Annotated in this window: 15 protein-coding genes and 1 pseudogene; 10 read left to right on the forward strand and 6 right to left on the reverse strand. The window is 60.4% G+C overall.

Annotation, left to right across the window (positions count from 1 at the left end):
* Positions 1-24 precede the first annotated feature (24 nt).
* From LQ215_RS04865 to LQ215_RS04875, 3 genes are all read right to left on the reverse strand, one after another.
* A complete protein-coding gene (locus tag LQ215_RS04865; protein ID WP_003204913.1) occupies positions 25-318 on the reverse strand; it encodes a co-chaperone GroES in 294 nt (97 codons plus the stop codon).
* A gap of 244 nt (positions 319-562) precedes the next feature.
* A complete protein-coding gene (locus LQ215_RS04870) occupies positions 563-1039 on the reverse strand; it encodes an FxsA family protein (protein ID WP_014339863.1) in 477 nt (158 codons plus the stop codon).
* A 66-nt stretch (positions 1040-1105) separates the two neighbouring features.
* Complete coding sequence (locus tag LQ215_RS04875) at positions 1106-1837, reverse strand: HugZ family protein (RefSeq protein WP_230147605.1); 732 nt, start codon at positions 1835-1837, stop codon at positions 1106-1108.
* A 164-nt stretch (positions 1838-2001) separates the two neighbouring features.
* On the opposite strand from LQ215_RS04875, the gene LQ215_RS04880 reads away from it, so the two are divergent.
* Positions 2002-2760: an SDR family oxidoreductase gene (locus tag LQ215_RS04880; protein ID WP_003204919.1), complete on the forward strand. Its 759-nt coding sequence runs from the start codon at positions 2002-2004 to the stop codon at positions 2758-2760.
* Between the two features lie 156 nt (positions 2761-2916).
* Here the strand turns inward: LQ215_RS04880 and apbC are convergent, their stop codons facing one another.
* Positions 2917-4011, reverse strand: coding sequence for an iron-sulfur cluster carrier protein ApbC (gene apbC / locus LQ215_RS04885; RefSeq protein ID WP_230147606.1), 1095 nt, complete (start codon positions 4009-4011; stop codon positions 2917-2919).
* Positions 4012-4347: 336 nt separating this feature from the next.
* On the opposite strand from apbC, the gene metG reads away from it, so the two are divergent.
* The 8 genes from metG (at position 4348) to LQ215_RS04925 (ending at position 11144) form a co-directional block, all read left to right on the forward strand.
* Entirely contained in the window at positions 4348-6393 is a 2046-nt protein-coding gene (gene metG, locus LQ215_RS04890) for a methionine--tRNA ligase (protein WP_230147607.1), read from the forward strand.
* Positions 6394-6523: 130 nt separating this feature from the next.
* Positions 6524-7096, forward strand: coding sequence for an Rnf-Nqr domain containing protein (locus tag LQ215_RS04895; RefSeq protein WP_230147608.1), 573 nt, complete (start codon positions 6524-6526; stop codon positions 7094-7096).
* Positions 7093-8112: an electron transport complex subunit RsxB gene (gene rsxB / locus LQ215_RS04900; RefSeq protein WP_230147609.1), complete on the forward strand. Its 1020-nt coding sequence runs from the start codon at positions 7093-7095 to the stop codon at positions 8110-8112. Before LQ215_RS04895 ends, rsxB begins: the two co-directional genes overlap by 4 nt.
* Positions 8099-9085, forward strand: a complete 987-nt coding sequence (locus LQ215_RS04905) for an RnfABCDGE type electron transport complex subunit D (protein ID WP_230147610.1) — start codon at positions 8099-8101, stop codon at positions 9083-9085. Before rsxB ends, LQ215_RS04905 begins: the two co-directional genes overlap by 14 nt.
* Entirely contained in the window at positions 9082-9693 is a 612-nt protein-coding gene (locus LQ215_RS04910; RefSeq protein WP_230147611.1) for an RnfABCDGE type electron transport complex subunit G, read from the forward strand. The genes LQ215_RS04905 and LQ215_RS04910 overlap by 4 nt, the downstream gene beginning before the upstream one ends.
* On the forward strand, positions 9686-10219 hold the full coding sequence (locus LQ215_RS04915) for an Rnf-Nqr domain containing protein (protein ID WP_230147612.1): 534 nt from the start codon (positions 9686-9688) through the stop codon (positions 10217-10219). The genes LQ215_RS04910 and LQ215_RS04915 overlap by 8 nt, the downstream gene beginning before the upstream one ends.
* Entirely contained in the window at positions 10216-10854 is a 639-nt protein-coding gene (gene nth, locus LQ215_RS04920) for an endonuclease III (protein WP_230147613.1), read from the forward strand. The genes LQ215_RS04915 and nth overlap by 4 nt, the downstream gene beginning before the upstream one ends.
* Before the next feature lie 107 nt (positions 10855-10961).
* Complete coding sequence (locus LQ215_RS04925) at positions 10962-11144, forward strand: PA3496 family putative envelope integrity protein (protein ID WP_230147614.1); 183 nt, start codon at positions 10962-10964, stop codon at positions 11142-11144.
* Between the two features lie 55 nt (positions 11145-11199).
* Here the strand turns inward: LQ215_RS04925 and LQ215_RS04930 are convergent, their stop codons facing one another.
* A complete protein-coding gene (locus LQ215_RS04930; RefSeq protein WP_003204939.1) occupies positions 11200-11826 on the reverse strand; it encodes a response regulator transcription factor in 627 nt (208 codons plus the stop codon).
* Between the two features lie 465 nt (positions 11827-12291).
* On the opposite strand from LQ215_RS04930, the pseudogene LQ215_RS04935 reads away from it, so the two are divergent.
* Positions 12292-12549: pseudogene (locus LQ215_RS04935) on the forward strand (hypothetical protein); the annotation flags it as partial.
* Positions 12550-12877: 328 nt separating this feature from the next.
* Here LQ215_RS04935 and LQ215_RS04940 read toward each other — a convergent pair.
* Positions 12878-14095 carry an argininosuccinate synthase gene (locus LQ215_RS04940; protein WP_003204943.1) on the reverse strand — a complete coding sequence of 406 codons (1218 nt, stop codon included), beginning with the start codon at positions 14093-14095 and terminating at the stop codon, positions 12878-12880.
* Positions 14096-14170 lie beyond the last annotated feature (75 nt).

Below are 14170 nucleotides of genomic sequence, written 5' to 3' on the forward strand. Positions count from 1 at the left end.
GTAACGGGAAAATGGGCGGGGGAATCAGCCTTCGAGGACAGCGAGGATTTCGTTCTCGCTCATTACCAGCAGGTCTTCGCCGTCGACTTTCACTGTGTTGCTGCCGGAGTAAGGGCCGAACACAACCTTGTCACCCACTTTCACGGCCAGCGCACGTACTTCACCGTTTTCCAGTGCCTTGCCTGGGCCTACAGCGAGAACTTCACCGTGGTTGGCTTTTTCAGCAGCCGAACCTGGCAGGACGATACCGCCAGCGGTTTTCTTCTCTTCTTCGCTGCGACGGATGACGACGCGGTCATGCAGAGGACGAAGCTTCATTGTCGATCTCTCCTAATTTTTGGTTTTCATCGGCCGGTGTAGTCCCGGCGGGTTTAACAAAGCCGGCAGAGCCGGGTGCGGTTCGTCAGTCGAACCGCGGAAGTCTGTCCGGTGTCACCACCGGAAACCTTGCGGTGACCGTTACATAAGGGCGTACAAGTGGATTACAAGGGCGAGGGCAGAAAATTTTTTACTGCACGCAGCCAAAACGAACACGGCGCCCGAAGGCGCCGTGTCGAGGGTTTTACTTGGAATCGCGGTGCTCGAATTCACCTTCGATCACGTTGGGCTCGCGGCCCACAGGCTCGCGCGGAGCCGGACCGCCGCGGGGTTGGAGGTCATCGGCGAAGGCGCGCTGACGCATCGCCTGCTCTTCGGCACGCTGGCGCATTTTATTGGCCAGCAACCGACGGGTGAACGGCAACAGCATGACCAGGCCCAGCACGTCGCTGATAAAGCCAGGCAGGATCAACAAGCCGCCACCCAGGGCCAGCATCAGGCCTTCGAGCATGGTCTGGGCGGGCAACTCGCCGCGGTTCAGGCTTTCACGGGCACGCAACGCCGTGGCCAGGCCAGCGATGCGCAGCACAAACACGCCGAGCATCGAGCCGAGAATGACCAGCAGCAACGCCGGGAAAAACCCGATCGCACCGCTGACCTTGACGAATACGAACAGCTCCAACACCGGGAACAGCAGAAAGAGCAATAAAAAAGGGCGCATCAAATGGTTCCTCAACGCAAGAATGCCTTGCTATGAAAACCTAAATGACGTCGCCCTTTCGTGAATTCAAGCGTCGACCTCGGCATTTTTCGGCCATTGCTCGGCGTGAGCCAGATAAACCAAGGCTTCGCGCACTTGTGTCGGGGTGTTGCAAGGCGTCGGAAAGGCCAGCCAGTGCAGGCCCTGGCCAATACGCAAGTGCATGCCCTCGCTGTCGATGCCCGCCAGTTGTGCCGGCTCGCTTTTCGGCAGGCCGGTCAATTCCACGTAATGGGCGATGGCCTTGGCGTGATCGGCATTCATGTGCTCGACCATGTTGGCTTCGGCTTTGCCGGCGAAGGGATTGGCCAGGGTGAGCTGGTCGATCCAGTGAATGGCACCAAAGCCGCCAATGTAGCGATGGCGCACCGGCTCAAGCACCCAGAAGTCGAAATCATGGGCCTTGTGGTAGTTCTGCGAGTCCGGGAAATAGCGGTAGTAACGCTCGGCGGCAGCCTCGATGGCGGCGCTGTCTTCGAGTTTGCGGGCCTCGGCCAGGTAGGTCAGGCGCCCAACGGCCTGCACATCCTCGGCGCCCCGCTCGCCCACCAGCATCGAACACTTGGGGTCTTTTTGCAGATTGTGAGTGTGCTGGGCGATACGGCTGATCAGGATCAGGGGCCGGCCTTGATCGTCCAGGCAATAGGGCACCACGGAGCCGAACGGAAAGCCGGGCATGGATTTGGAATGAGTGGAGAGCACTCCACGGTACTCCTTGAGCAGCAGTTCCCGGGCATGCTTGACAGCTTCAACGCTCAATTTGTGACTCCTTTTATGACATCCGTCTAGAAAACGGTCAGGCGACTGGAGTAATGTTCCGATACACCGATAGGGCAGTTCTCGTGTGCAACCGGGCTACACCGGCGCAAATCGAGAGACGTCCGCGAAGGTCCCCTTCACCGCTGCGCCACCTGGACATGAGCATGCAACTCACTGACAAAGTAATCATTATCACCGGCGGTTGCCAGGGCCTGGGCCGCTCCATGGCCGAGTATCTCGCGGGCAAAGGCGCGAAACTCGCCCTGGTGGACCTCAACCAGGAAAAACTCGACCAGGCGGTTGCCGCGTGTGTAGCCAAGGGCGTCGAGGCCCGGGCGTACCTGTGCAACGTTGCCAACGAGGAGCAAGTCAGCGACATGGTCGCCCGGGTCGCCGAGGACTTCGGCGCGATCCATGGGTTGATCAACAACGCCGGGATCCTGCGCGATGGCCTGCTGCTCAAGGTCAAGGACGGCGAAATGACCAAGATGAGCCTGGCCCAGTGGCAGGCCGTGATCGACGTCAACCTCACCGGCGTATTCCTGTGCACCCGTGAAGTGGCGGCGAAAATGGTCGAGCTGAAGAACAGCGGCGCCATCATCAATATTTCGTCGATCTCCCGCGCCGGCAATGTCGGCCAGACCAATTACTCGGCCGCCAAGGCCGGTGTGGCCGCCGCTACCGTGACCTGGGCCAAGGAACTGGCGCGCTACGGCATCCGTGTCGCCGGCATCGCACCGGGTTTCATCGAAACCGAGATGACCCTGGGCATGAAGCCCGAGGCCCTGGAAAAAATGACCTCGGGGATTCCGCTCAAGCGCATGGGCAAGCCTGAGGAGATTGCTCATTCGGCGGCGTATATCTTTGAGAACGACTACTACACCGGTCGGATCCTGGAGATGGATGGCGGGTTGCGGATCTAAAAACACCACATAACCCCTGTGGAGCGAGCCGGTGGGAGCACAGCTTGCTCGCGATAGCGGTCTGGAAGCCAACAGATGTGTTGTATGTGCCGCCGTCATCGCGAGCAAGCTGTGCTCCCACAGGCTCGCTCCCACAAGGGATTGTGTTTCAAAGCATCAATCGTCGCTGACAGTGATGTTCGGCATCGCCGGTGACGCAGCCTCTTGCAACACGATCCGCGCGCCCACGTGGCGTGCCAGTTCCTGATAGACCATGGCGATCTGGCTGTCCGGTTCAGCAATGACCGTCGGCTTGCCGCCGTCGGCCTGTTCGCGGATCAGCATCGACAGCGGCAGCGAAGCCAGCAATTCGACGCCGTACTGGGTCGCCAGTTTCTCCCCGCCCCCTTCGCCGAACAGGTGCTCGGCATGCCCGCAGTTCGAGCAGATGTGCACGGCCATGTTCTCCACCACGCCCAGCACCGGGATGTTGACCTTGCGGAACATCTCCACGCCCTTGCGTGCGTCCAGCAAGGCCAGGTCTTGAGGCGTGGTGACGATCACCGCACCGGCCACCGGGACTTTCTGCGCCAGGGTCAGCTGGATATCGCCGGTGCCCGGCGGCATGTCGATCACCAGGTAATCCAGGTCGCCCCACGCGGTTTGCGTGACCAGTTGCAGCAAGGCACCGGAAACCATCGGCCCGCGCCAGACCATCGGCGTGTTGTCGTCGGTGAGGAAGGCCATGGACATGACTTCCACGCCATGGGACTGGATCGGCACGAACCACTTCTGCTCCTTGACCTGCGGTCGGGTGCCCTCGGCAACACCGAACATGATGCCCTGGCTCGGACCGTAGATATCTGCATCGAGAATCCCGACCTTCGCCCCTTCACGGGCCAGGGCCAGGGCCAGGTTGGCGGCGGTGGTGGACTTGCCCACACCGCCCTTGCCCGAGGCCACGGCGATCACGTTCTTGACGTTCGCCAGCCCCGGCACCTGCGCCTGGGCCTTGTGGGCGGCGATCACACTGGTGATGTCGACTTTGGCGGCGCTCACCCCGTCCAGGGCCTCGATCGCCATTTGCAGCATCTGCGCCCAGCCGCTTTTGAACAGGTCGGCGGCATAGCCGATTTCCAGCTGGACACTGACGCGATCGCCCTGGATGTCGATGGCGCGCACGCATCCGGCGCTGACCGGGTCCTGGTTCAGGTAGGGGTCGGTGTACTGGCGAAGGACGGCTTCCACCGCTGCGCGATTGACGGCGCTCATGGGCAACTCCGATAGCAAGACTTGAAAACAGGCCGCTATCCTACGCCGCGCATGCTTTTGTGGCGACCCGATTACTGTCGCGCGAATATCTTTGTGGCGAGGGGATTTATCCCCGCTGGGTTGCGAAGCGACCCCAAAACCAGGCGCCTCGGTGGACCAAACTGGTCAGGTTCGAATGTTTTGGGACTGCTGCGCAGTCCAGCGGGGATAAATCCCCTCGCCACAGTTGTGCTCTGCTGCTCCCAGCAATGCACCCCGAAACAGCCCCGAAGGGTGAAAAAAAGCCGCCAGCGCTTTATAGTGGCCGACCTCCGTTTCATCAAGTAGCCGAGCCCCATGTCCGAGCCACGCAAGATCCTCGTCACCAGCGCCCTGCCCTATGCCAATGGTTCGATTCACCTCGGCCATATGCTGGAGTACATCCAGACCGATATGTGGACGCGCTTCCAGAAACATCGCGGCAACCAGTGCATCTATGTCTGCGCCGACGACGCCCACGGTTCGGCGATCATGCTGCGCGCGGAAAAGGAAGGCATCACCCCGGAACAACTGATCGCCAACGTCCAGGCCGAACACAGCGCCGACTTTGCCGAGTTCCTGGTGGACTTCGACAATTTCCACTCCACTCACTCCGTAGAAAACCGTGAGCTGTCGAGCCAGATCTACCTGAAGCTGCGTGACGCCGGGCACATCGCCACCCGTTCGGTCACCCAGTATTTCGACCCGGAAAAGAACATGTTCCTGGCCGACCGCTTCATCAAGGGCACCTGCCCGAAATGCGGCACCGAGGACCAGTACGGCGACAACTGTGAAAAATGCGGCGCTACCTACGCACCGACCGACCTGAAAGACCCGAAATCGGCGATTTCCGGCGCCACCCCGGTGCTCAGGGACTCCCAGCACTTCTTCTTCAAGCTGCCGGATTTCCAGGCGATGCTGCAAACCTGGACCCGCAGCGGCACGTTGCACGACGCGGTGGCCAACAAGCTCTCCGAATGGCTCGACTCCGGCCTGCAAGAGTGGGACATTTCCCGCGATGCGCCGTACTTCGGCTTCGAAATCCCCGGCGAACCCGGCAAGTATTTCTACGTGTGGCTGGATGCGCCCATCGGCTACATGGCGAGCTTCAAGAACCTTTGCGACCGCACCCCGGAGCTGGACTTCGACGCGTTCTGGGGCAAGGACTCCACGGCCGAGGTGTATCACTTCATCGGCAAGGACATCGTCAACTTCCACGCACTGTTCTGGCCGGCCATGCTCGAAGGCGCCGGCTTCCGCAAGCCGACCGGCATCAACGTCCACGGCTACCTGACCGTCAACGGCCAGAAGATGTCCAAGTCCCGCGGCACCTTCATCAAGGCCCGGACCTACCTGGACCACCTGTCCCCGGAATACCTGCGCTACTACTACGCCGCCAAGCTCGGCCGTGGCGTCGACGACCTGGACTTGAACCTCGAAGACTTCGTACAGAAGGTCAACTCCGACCTGGTGGGCAAGGTCGTCAACATCGCCAGCCGTTGCGCCGGTTTCATCCACAAGGGCAACGCCGGGGTCCTGGTCGCGGGCAATGCCGCGCCGGAACTGACCGACGCCTTCCTGGCGGCCGCGCCAAGCATCGCCGACGCCTACGAGTCCCGCGACTTTGCCCGGGCCATGCGCGAAATCATGGCCCTGGCCGACCGCGCCAATGCCTGGATCGCCGACAAGGCCCCATGGTCGCTGGCCAAGCAGGAAGGCAAGCAGGACGAAGTCCAGGCCATCTGCGCCCTGGGCATCAACCTGTTCCGCCAATTGGTGATTTTCCTCAAGCCCGTGCTGCCGTTGCTGGCCGCCGATGCCGAGGCGTTCCTCAACGTTGCGCCGCTGACCTGGAACGACCACCAGACCCTGCTGAGCAATCATCAGTTGAACGAATTCAAGCCGTTGATGACCCGCATCGACCCCGCCAAGGTGCAAGCCATGACCGACGCCTCCAAGGAAGACCTGGCCGCCAGCCAGACCGACACCGGCGCCCCTGCCGGCAACGGCGAGTTGGCCAAGGACCCGCTGTCGCCGGAAATCGACTTCGACGCCTTTGCCGCCGTTGACCTGCGCGTGGCGCTGATCGTCAAGGCCGAGGCCGTCGAAGGCGCCGACAAGCTGCTGCGCCTGACCCTGGACATCGGCGACGAGCAACGCAACGTGTTCTCCGGCATCAAGAGTGCCTACCCGGACCCGGCCAAGCTCGAAGGCCGGTTGACGATGATGATCGCCAACCTCAAGCCGCGCAAAATGCGCTTTGGTATCTCCGAAGGCATGGTGATGGCGGCAGGCCCCGGCGGCGAGGAAATCTACCTGTTGAGCCCTGACAGCGGCGCCAAGCCGGGCCAGCGGATCAAGTAACACGACCGCTCGCTGCACCGATCCCACAGTCGCCTTGCAGGTGGCTGTGGGATTTTCATATCTGGCCCATGCCCCCGGCGTGCCGGATAATGCCTAATCTTGTAACAGGCCCTTTGTCACCCACACGCCCATGACCGAAATCGTCCTCACGCTGTTCAGCGCTGCCCTGATCAACAACCTGGTGTTGCACTGGCCGCTGGGCGTCGATCCGCTGCTGGCGTCCAATGGTAGGAAGCAGATACACGCCTTGGGCCTGGCGACGGCATGCCTGATGCTGATCGTCGGCACCCTGGGCTACCTGATCGATCATGGGCTGCTGGCGCCGACCAACCTGGTCTCGCTGCGCCTGCTGGCCTGGCTGTCCTTGAGCGTATTGCTGATCGGCCCCTTGCTGCGCCTGCTGGCACGCTGGCGGCCAGCAATGCCGTTCGAGGGGTTGTGGCCGCTGTTGCTCGGCAATGCCGGCATACTCGGTGTCACGCTGCTCAACGGCCAGGATGACCGCGGCCTGGGCCACGCCATCGCCCTGAGCCTGGGTGCCGGACTGGGGTTCTGGCTGGTACTGAGCCTGTTCGACGATCTGCGCCAGCGCACCTTCAATAACGATATTCCCTTGCCCTTTCGGGGCCTGCCGATTCAGTTGATCAGCGCCGGACTGATGGCGGTGGCCTTTCTCGGATTGCGCGGGCTGGTCAAAACATGAACCTGATTCAACGTATCGACGCCTTGCTGCCGCAGACCCAATGCGGCAAGTGCGGCCATCCCGGGTGCAAGCCCTACGCCGAAGGCATCGCCCAGGGCGAGCCGATCAATAAATGTCCGCCCGGGGGGCGCGAAACCATCGCTGCCCTGGCCGAGCTGATGAAAATCCCGGTGTTGGAGCTGGACACCAGCCGCGGCGTGGCCCCGGCGCAAATCGCCTTTATCCGTGAAGCTGAATGCATCGGTTGCACCAAGTGCATCCAGGCCTGTCCGGTGGACGCCATTGTCGGCGCCGCCAAGCTGATGCACACCGTCCTCATCGACGAATGCACAGGCTGCGATCTGTGCGTGGCGCCCTGCCCGGTCGATTGCATTGAAATGCACCCTCTGCCAACGGCAAACGTGCTGCCGATCGTTGGCGGCCTGGCCTTCAGCGTCGAAGAACAACAGGCACGAACCGCCAAGCGCAATCATGCCCGGCGCCGCTTCGAACAACGCAATGCGCGCCTGCGCCGCGAAGAAGAGCAGCGCCAGGCCGAACGCCTGGCTCGAACCCAACGGGCGGCTCAGGCCCAGGCGCAAACCCCGGACCCGGCACTCGACCCCGTACAAGCCGCACTGGAGCGCGTGCGCGCGCAAAAAGCCGCCACGGCCGATGCCGCCTTGAAGAAAGCCAAGGTCGACTTGGCCATGAGCCGTTCACAGCTGAACAAATCCTTGAAAGCGTTCGGCCACCCGCCAACCTTCGAGCAGCAGTCGCAACTGATCGTGCTGCAGCGCCAGTTCGAAGCGGCCGAGCAGGCGCTGAGCCAACTGGAAAACGCCGCACCCGCGGCTGCGCCAGCCCCTGCACCGGCACAGAACGCCGAGCTGAAGCGGGCCAAGATCCAATTGGCGATGCGCCGCGCCGAACTCAGCAAAGCCCGGGCAGCTACGGCGTCGGATGAACAACTGCTGGCATTGGAACAAGCAGTGAAGGATGCCGAACGCCAGGTGGACGCCCATGCCGCCCCTTGAGCCAATGGACGAACGGCTGCGCCAAGCAATGATGCGAGTGTTGCTGGCGACGCTTCCCGGCGCGCTGGCGTTGCTGTGGTTCCATGGTTGGGGCGTGGCGCTCAACCTGCTGTTGTCCGGCCTCACCGCCCTGGCAGTCGAAGCGCTGGTGTTGCGCGTACGCCGCCGGCCGCTAATGCCCGAGCTGAACGATGGCAGCGCGCTGGTCAGCGCCACGCTGCTGGCCCTGGCCTTGCCGGCCTATTGCCCCTGGTGGCTGACCGTCACGGCAGCCGCCAGCGCCTTGCTGTTGGGCAAGCACCTGTGGGGCGGCGTCGGCAGCAACCCGTTCAACCCGGCGATGTTCGGGTACGCCCTGGTACTGGTGGCGTTTCCTTCGCAGATGAGTCACTGGCCGGCGCTCCACGGCATGGGTCTGTCTGAAGGTTTGCTGCAGGTATTCGGCGCGCATCCGGCGCCCGATGCCTGGGCCGGGGCAACCGCGCTGGACAGCCTGCGAATCAACACGAGCCTGACCGTCGATGAACTGTTCGCCAACGATCCGGCGTTCGGGCGTTTCGGTGGACGGGGTGTCGAATGGGTCAACCTCGCCTTCCTGGCGGGTGGTCTGTTTCTGCTGCAGCAACGGGTGTTCAGTTGGCATGCACCGGTGGGCATGCTGGTGAGCCTGTCCGTCGTCAGCCTGCTGTGCTGGAACGGCTCGGGTTCCGACTCCCATGGCTCACCACTGTTTCATCTGTTCAGCGGCGCCACCATGCTCGGCGCGTTTTTTATCGCGACCGAACCGGTCTCGGGCGCCAAGGCCCCGCTCGCCCGCCTGCTGTTCGGCGCGGGCATGGGGTTGCTGGTCTATCTGATACGCACCTGGGGCGGCTATCCGGATGGCGTGGCGTTCGCGGTGTTGCTGATGAACCTTGGCGTGCCGGCGCTGGACCGGTTTGCCGAGGCGCGACAACGGCGGCCGCTGATATGAACAATCCCGTCGGCGTGGCGATCCTGACCTTGTTGATCGGCCTGGGTATCGGTGCCACTTACCTCACGCACCTGGGCACGACCGGGCGAATCGAGGCCCAGCAGCAAGCGCTGGCGAACAGGGCCATGCTCGAGGTGCTGCCCACCGACCACTATGATAACCAGCCGTTGGCGCACCCCGTTGTCACAGCCTCGGTGCCCCTGGCCCATAGCACGCTGCTGGGTGGCTACCTGGCGACTCGCAGCGGCCAAGCCAGCGCCGTGCTGCTGCGTAGCCAGGCGCTGGGGTATGAAGGCAGCATCGAATTGCTGGTCGCCATCGATCCACAGGGCCGGTTGCTGGGCGTCAAGACCCTGCGCCAATCCGAGACACCCGGATTGGGCGCGGCGATTGCCGGCTGGCCGAACGCCTGGTTGCAGACCTTCACGGGTAAATCACGCCAGGCGCCCGATGACAGCGGCTGGGCCTTGAAAAAGGACCAGGGCCAGTTCGATCAACTGGCAGGTGCGACAGTGACGTCCCGGGCAGTGCTCCAGGCTGTTCACGATGCGCTGCGTTACTTCGACGAGCACAAGGCTCAGTTGATGAGGGTAGCTGCGAATGAATAAGCCATGGGCACTGACACACGGCCTGTTGCTCGTCCCATTGGTCGGCGCGAGCGCTTCGCCGGTTGGCGCGCTGGGGCTATGGCTGGCCTGGGTCGTGGTTCTTTTCAGCCATGGCTGGGCAATGGGGCTTGTCCGGCAACGCCTGACAGCCTGTCAACGGCTGCTCGCCTCCATCGCACTGGCCGCGACCCTGACCACTTGCATTGGCCTTGTCGCCCAGGCCTGGGCACTGGAATTGTATCGACCGTTGAGCCTTTACGTTGGCTGGATCGCCCTGAGCTGCGTGGCCCTGGAGCACGAAGATTTCTTCGTTGAGTCTCGCTGGCCTGGACGCCTCAGGCTGGCCGGGCTGTTTGGCCTCTTGATGATCAGCCTGGGTGCCGTGCGTGGGCTGATCGGCAGCGGCCTGCCCCTGGCCCTCCTCGCCCCTGGCGGGTTCATTCTGCTCGGACTGCTGTTGGCGGCCCGACAGGCCTGGACGGCCGCCAAATCCCATTCATCCGTTGAGGAAACGCCGCGCCCATGAACGCCGCAAAACGCCTGGAAATATTTCGTCGCTTTCACGAGGACAACCCGGAACCGAAAACCGAACTGGCCTATTCCTCGCCGTTCGAGTTGCTGATCGCGGTCATTCTGTCAGCCCAGTCCACCGACGTCGGCGTCAACAAAGCCACGGCCAAACTGTTCCCGGTGGCCAATACCCCGGAGGCGATCCATGCCCTGGGCGTCGAAGGATTGTCCGAATACATCAAGACCATCGGGCTGTTCAACAGCAAGGCCAAAAACGTGATCGAAACCTGCCGCCTGCTGATCGAGCGCCACGGCAGTGAAGTTCCGCAGACTCGCGAAGCGCTGGAAGCCCTTCCGGGGGTCGGCCGCAAAACCGCCAACGTCGTGCTCAATACCGCGTTTCGGCAGTTGACCATGGCGGTCGACACTCACATTTTCCGCGTCAGCAACCGTACCGGGCTAGCCCCCGGCAAAAACGTGGTAGAGGTCGAGAAGAAACTGATGAAATTTGTTCCAAAGCAATTCCTGCTGGACTCCCATCACTGGCTCATCCTTCACGGCCGCTACGTTTGCCTGGCGCGCAAGCCTCGCTGCGGCAGCTGCCGAATCGAAGATTTATGCGAATACAAGCACAAGACGTCCGACGATTGAGGCGCTATTGCTTTTTTCGATCCATCGATTGAAAAAATCTTTTTTACCCGCCCGTGGTTTATCGATATAAGGAGCGCCAATGGCAGTCTTAGCCTGGAGTCGAACCCATGAGTGCTGGCAAAGAACAACTGGATGTGGAAGACGAATTCGTCGCCGTTGAGGCCGACGACGTCGAACCTGTGGTCGTGGAAGTGGCAAAAACCAACCTGAGTAAGCGCCGCACCATTGATAACCTGCTGGAAGAGCGTCGCCTGCAGAAACAACTGGCCGATTATGACTTTGACCTCTGACACGTAAAAGCCTCCCTGATGGAGGCTTTTTACTGAGTACGCGTGACCTGAAATCTCACACCAAGCCATTGCGCTGCGCCAATTCGATCAGGTCGACCAGCGATCGGGCGTTGAGCTTCAATAACAGGCGCGTCTTGTAGGTGCTGACAGTCTTGTTGCTCAAGAACATTCCATCGGCGATCTCCTTGTTGGTCTTTCCGCGCGCCAGTTGCTGCAAGACCATCATTTCCCGCCCCGATAATCGATCGACCATATCGGACTCACTGGCATTACCCAGACTCGAGCGCACTGTATGCAATGCCTGGTTGGGAAAGTAACTGTAACCGGACAGTACCGCCTTGATTGCACTCAGCAACTCGGTAAGATCTTGTTGCTTGCATACATATCCGGCCGCCCCCGTCTGCATGCAACGCATCGAAAAATGTCCCGGTGCCTGGGAAGTCAGCACCAACACCTTCATGGGTGAAGGAATGGCCGTCAGGCGGGCAATGACTTCCAATCCGTCCAACTTCGGAATACCGATATCGAGAATAACGATATCGGGCATAAGTTCGCGAGCAAACTGTAACGCATCGACGCCATTATCGGTTTCGGCAACGACTTCATAACCATGACGCTCCATCAGCAAACGTACAGCAAGACGAATGACGGGATGATCATCCACGATCAGCACTTTATTCATGGGCAAATCCAACTTCGCTGTTCGAATTTTTAGAGCACGCACAATAGCCTAGTCATTTCTACCTTGGCATGCTGCCCCCCCCTGAACGCTGGCACCGAGAGACATAACCTACAAGCTATACAGAAAATTCCTACAAATTCCCCCAGAAAAAATGTGTCATGAATTTTTTTACCCAGAAGGAAAGACCTTTCTTATCAATCCGGCAACCCTATGAACAATGCGCCTTTTCACCCGCCATAGCCACCCGCGGACAACCCGCTGGAAGCACTTCACTCATAGAAAGTAACTGAATTATTTGCTGTTAAAACGACCTTCCACTCACTTCAAGAAGAAGTTTCATATATAAAACATACTCAGGCACCCGACATCTCGCATCGGCAGCCGTGCAACCGAATCTCTATTTTAAGCACAGACAAATACTTTCCAACCAATCGACCGAGCATAAATATTCCATGAGCATTTACCATGAACAAACCATTGAAAACCATCACCAACCCCATGACCCTCATTGCCATATTTGCATCTTTATCCGAAACATCCGCGGCCATCTCCTTACCCTTTCTGGATGACGGCGATCGTGAATATTATCTTTGGTTCTTGATCAGCTTTCCTTTTTATCTATTACTGCTTTTTTTCATCACCCTAAACTTAAATTATCGCTCTTTGTATTCCCCTTCAGACTTTCGCAAGAGCAAACATTTCATAAAGACCATGGACGGTTCGTCCTGTCGGCGTAAACGGTCTCTACGCCGGGCGGGAAAGGCCAAGGAGGTGCTGTTGATACGTCTTGACCGACGCGGGCGCGAATCACCGGACACGCTCTACCTGGTGTGCAGCTCATCGAGGCATCTGATCGAGACCTGTCAGTCCCTGCACGTAAAAGGCGCTCACGTCGTTGTGTACGCCATCTACAACAGCACCGAACGTGCCGCACCAGGGCAGGGTGAATGAGCGATCGTGGAGCAGCGCTACGGCGAATGGGCCTGCGCAAAGAAGAGGTCCAAAAAAAAACGGCCTGCTCAAAGCAGGCCGTTTTTTTGTACAGTCAAGGTCAGAACAGCTTGCGACCCTTGTTCGCCGCGATGCGCATGCGCAGGGCGTTGAGCTTGATGAAGCCGGCCGCGTCAGCCTGGTTGTAGGCACCGCCGTCTTCTTCGAAGGTCGCGATGTTGGCATCGAACAGCGACTCGTCGGACTTGCGCCCGGTGACGATCACGTTGCCCTTGTACAGTTTCAGGCGTACCACGCCATTCACGTGAGCCTGGGAAGCGTCGATCATCTGTTGCAGCATCAGACGCTCAGGGCTCCACCAATAGCCGGTGTAGATCAGGCTGGCATACTTGGGCATCAACTCGTCTTTGAGGTGGGCCACTTCGCGGTCCAGGGTGATCGACTCGATCGCCCGGTGGGCGCGCAGCATGATGGTGCCGCCCGGGGTTTCGTAGCAGCCGCGGGATTTCATGCCCACATAGCGGTTTTCGACGATGTCCAGGCGACCGATGCCGTGTTCGCCACCGATGCGGTTCAAAGTCGCCAGCACGGTGGCCGGGCTCATCTCAACGCCGTCCAGCGCGACGATATCGCCGTTGCGATAGGTCAGTTCCAGGTATTGCGGGGTATCAGGAGCCTTCTCCGGGGAGACGGTCCAGCGCCACATGTCTTCTTCGTGCTCGGTCCAGGTGTCTTCCAGCACGCCGCCTTCATAGGAGATGTGCAGCAGGTTGGCATCCATCGAGTACGGGGATTTCTTCTTGCCGTGGCGCTCGATCGGAATCGCGTGCTTCTCGGCGTAGTCCATCAGTTTTTCACGGGACAGCAAGTCCCATTCACGCCACGGGGCAATGACTTTCACGCCCGGCTTGAGGGCATAGGCACCCAGCTCGAAACGCACCTGGTCGTTGCCTTTGCCGGTGGCACCATGGGAAATGGCGTCGGCGCCGGTTTCGTTGGCGATTTCGATCAGGCGCTTGGCGATCAACGGACGGGCGATGGAGGTACCCAGCAGGTACTCGCCTTCGTAAACGGTGTTGGCGCGGAACATCGGGAACACGAAGTCGCGGACGAACTCTTCGCGCAGGTCGTCGATATAGATCTCTTTGACGCCCATGGCCTGGGCCTTGGCGCGTGCAGGCTCGACTTCTTCGCCCTGCCCCAGGTCAGCGGTGAAGGTCACCACTTCGCAATTATAAGTGTCCTGCAGCCACTTGAGGATCACCGAAGTGTCCAGGCCGCCGGAATACGCCAGAACGACCTTGTTTACGTCCGCCATGCCATCACTCCACGGGTTGTACGGAAAGCCGGGAAGTCTAACGTCCAGCGCGGATAATTTACAGGGGCGCGACAG

Origin of the sequence: Pseudomonas brassicacearum (assembly GCF_918698105.1) — a bacterium.
In the GTDB taxonomy this organism is placed as follows: domain Bacteria; phylum Pseudomonadota; class Gammaproteobacteria; order Pseudomonadales; family Pseudomonadaceae; genus Aquipseudomonas; species Aquipseudomonas brassicacearum_F.

Excerpts from the sequence above, each read along its gene's own strand:
- LQ215_RS04865 (WP_003204913.1), bottom strand. The coding sequence starts at position 318 with ATGAAGCTTCGTCCTCTGCATGACCGCGTCGTCATCCGTCGCAGCGAA.
- LQ215_RS04870 (WP_014339863.1), bottom strand. The coding sequence starts at position 1,039 with ATGCGCCCTTTTTTATTGCTCTTTCTGCTGTTCCCGGTGTTGGAGCTG.
- LQ215_RS04880 (WP_003204919.1), top strand. The coding sequence starts at position 2,002 with ATGCAACTCACTGACAAAGTAATCATTATCACCGGCGGTTGCCAGGGC.
- apbC (WP_230147606.1), bottom strand. The coding sequence starts at position 4,011 with ATGAGCGCCGTCAATCGCGCAGCGGTGGAAGCCGTCCTTCGCCAGTAC.
- metG (WP_230147607.1), top strand. The coding sequence starts at position 4,348 with ATGTCCGAGCCACGCAAGATCCTCGTCACCAGCGCCCTGCCCTATGCC.
- LQ215_RS04895 (WP_230147608.1), top strand. The coding sequence starts at position 6,524 with ATGACCGAAATCGTCCTCACGCTGTTCAGCGCTGCCCTGATCAACAAC.
- rsxB (WP_230147609.1), top strand. The coding sequence starts at position 7,093 with ATGAACCTGATTCAACGTATCGACGCCTTGCTGCCGCAGACCCAATGC.
- LQ215_RS04905 (WP_230147610.1), top strand. The coding sequence starts at position 8,099 with ATGCCGCCCCTTGAGCCAATGGACGAACGGCTGCGCCAAGCAATGATG.
- LQ215_RS04910 (WP_230147611.1), top strand. The coding sequence starts at position 9,082 with ATGAACAATCCCGTCGGCGTGGCGATCCTGACCTTGTTGATCGGCCTG.
- LQ215_RS04915 (WP_230147612.1), top strand. The coding sequence starts at position 9,686 with ATGAATAAGCCATGGGCACTGACACACGGCCTGTTGCTCGTCCCATTG.
- nth (WP_230147613.1), top strand. The coding sequence starts at position 10,216 with ATGAACGCCGCAAAACGCCTGGAAATATTTCGTCGCTTTCACGAGGAC.
- LQ215_RS04925 (WP_230147614.1), top strand. The coding sequence starts at position 10,962 with ATGAGTGCTGGCAAAGAACAACTGGATGTGGAAGACGAATTCGTCGCC.
- LQ215_RS04930 (WP_003204939.1), bottom strand. The coding sequence starts at position 11,826 with ATGAATAAAGTGCTGATCGTGGATGATCATCCCGTCATTCGTCTTGCT.
- LQ215_RS04940 (WP_003204943.1), bottom strand. The coding sequence starts at position 14,095 with ATGGCGGACGTAAACAAGGTCGTTCTGGCGTATTCCGGCGGCCTGGAC.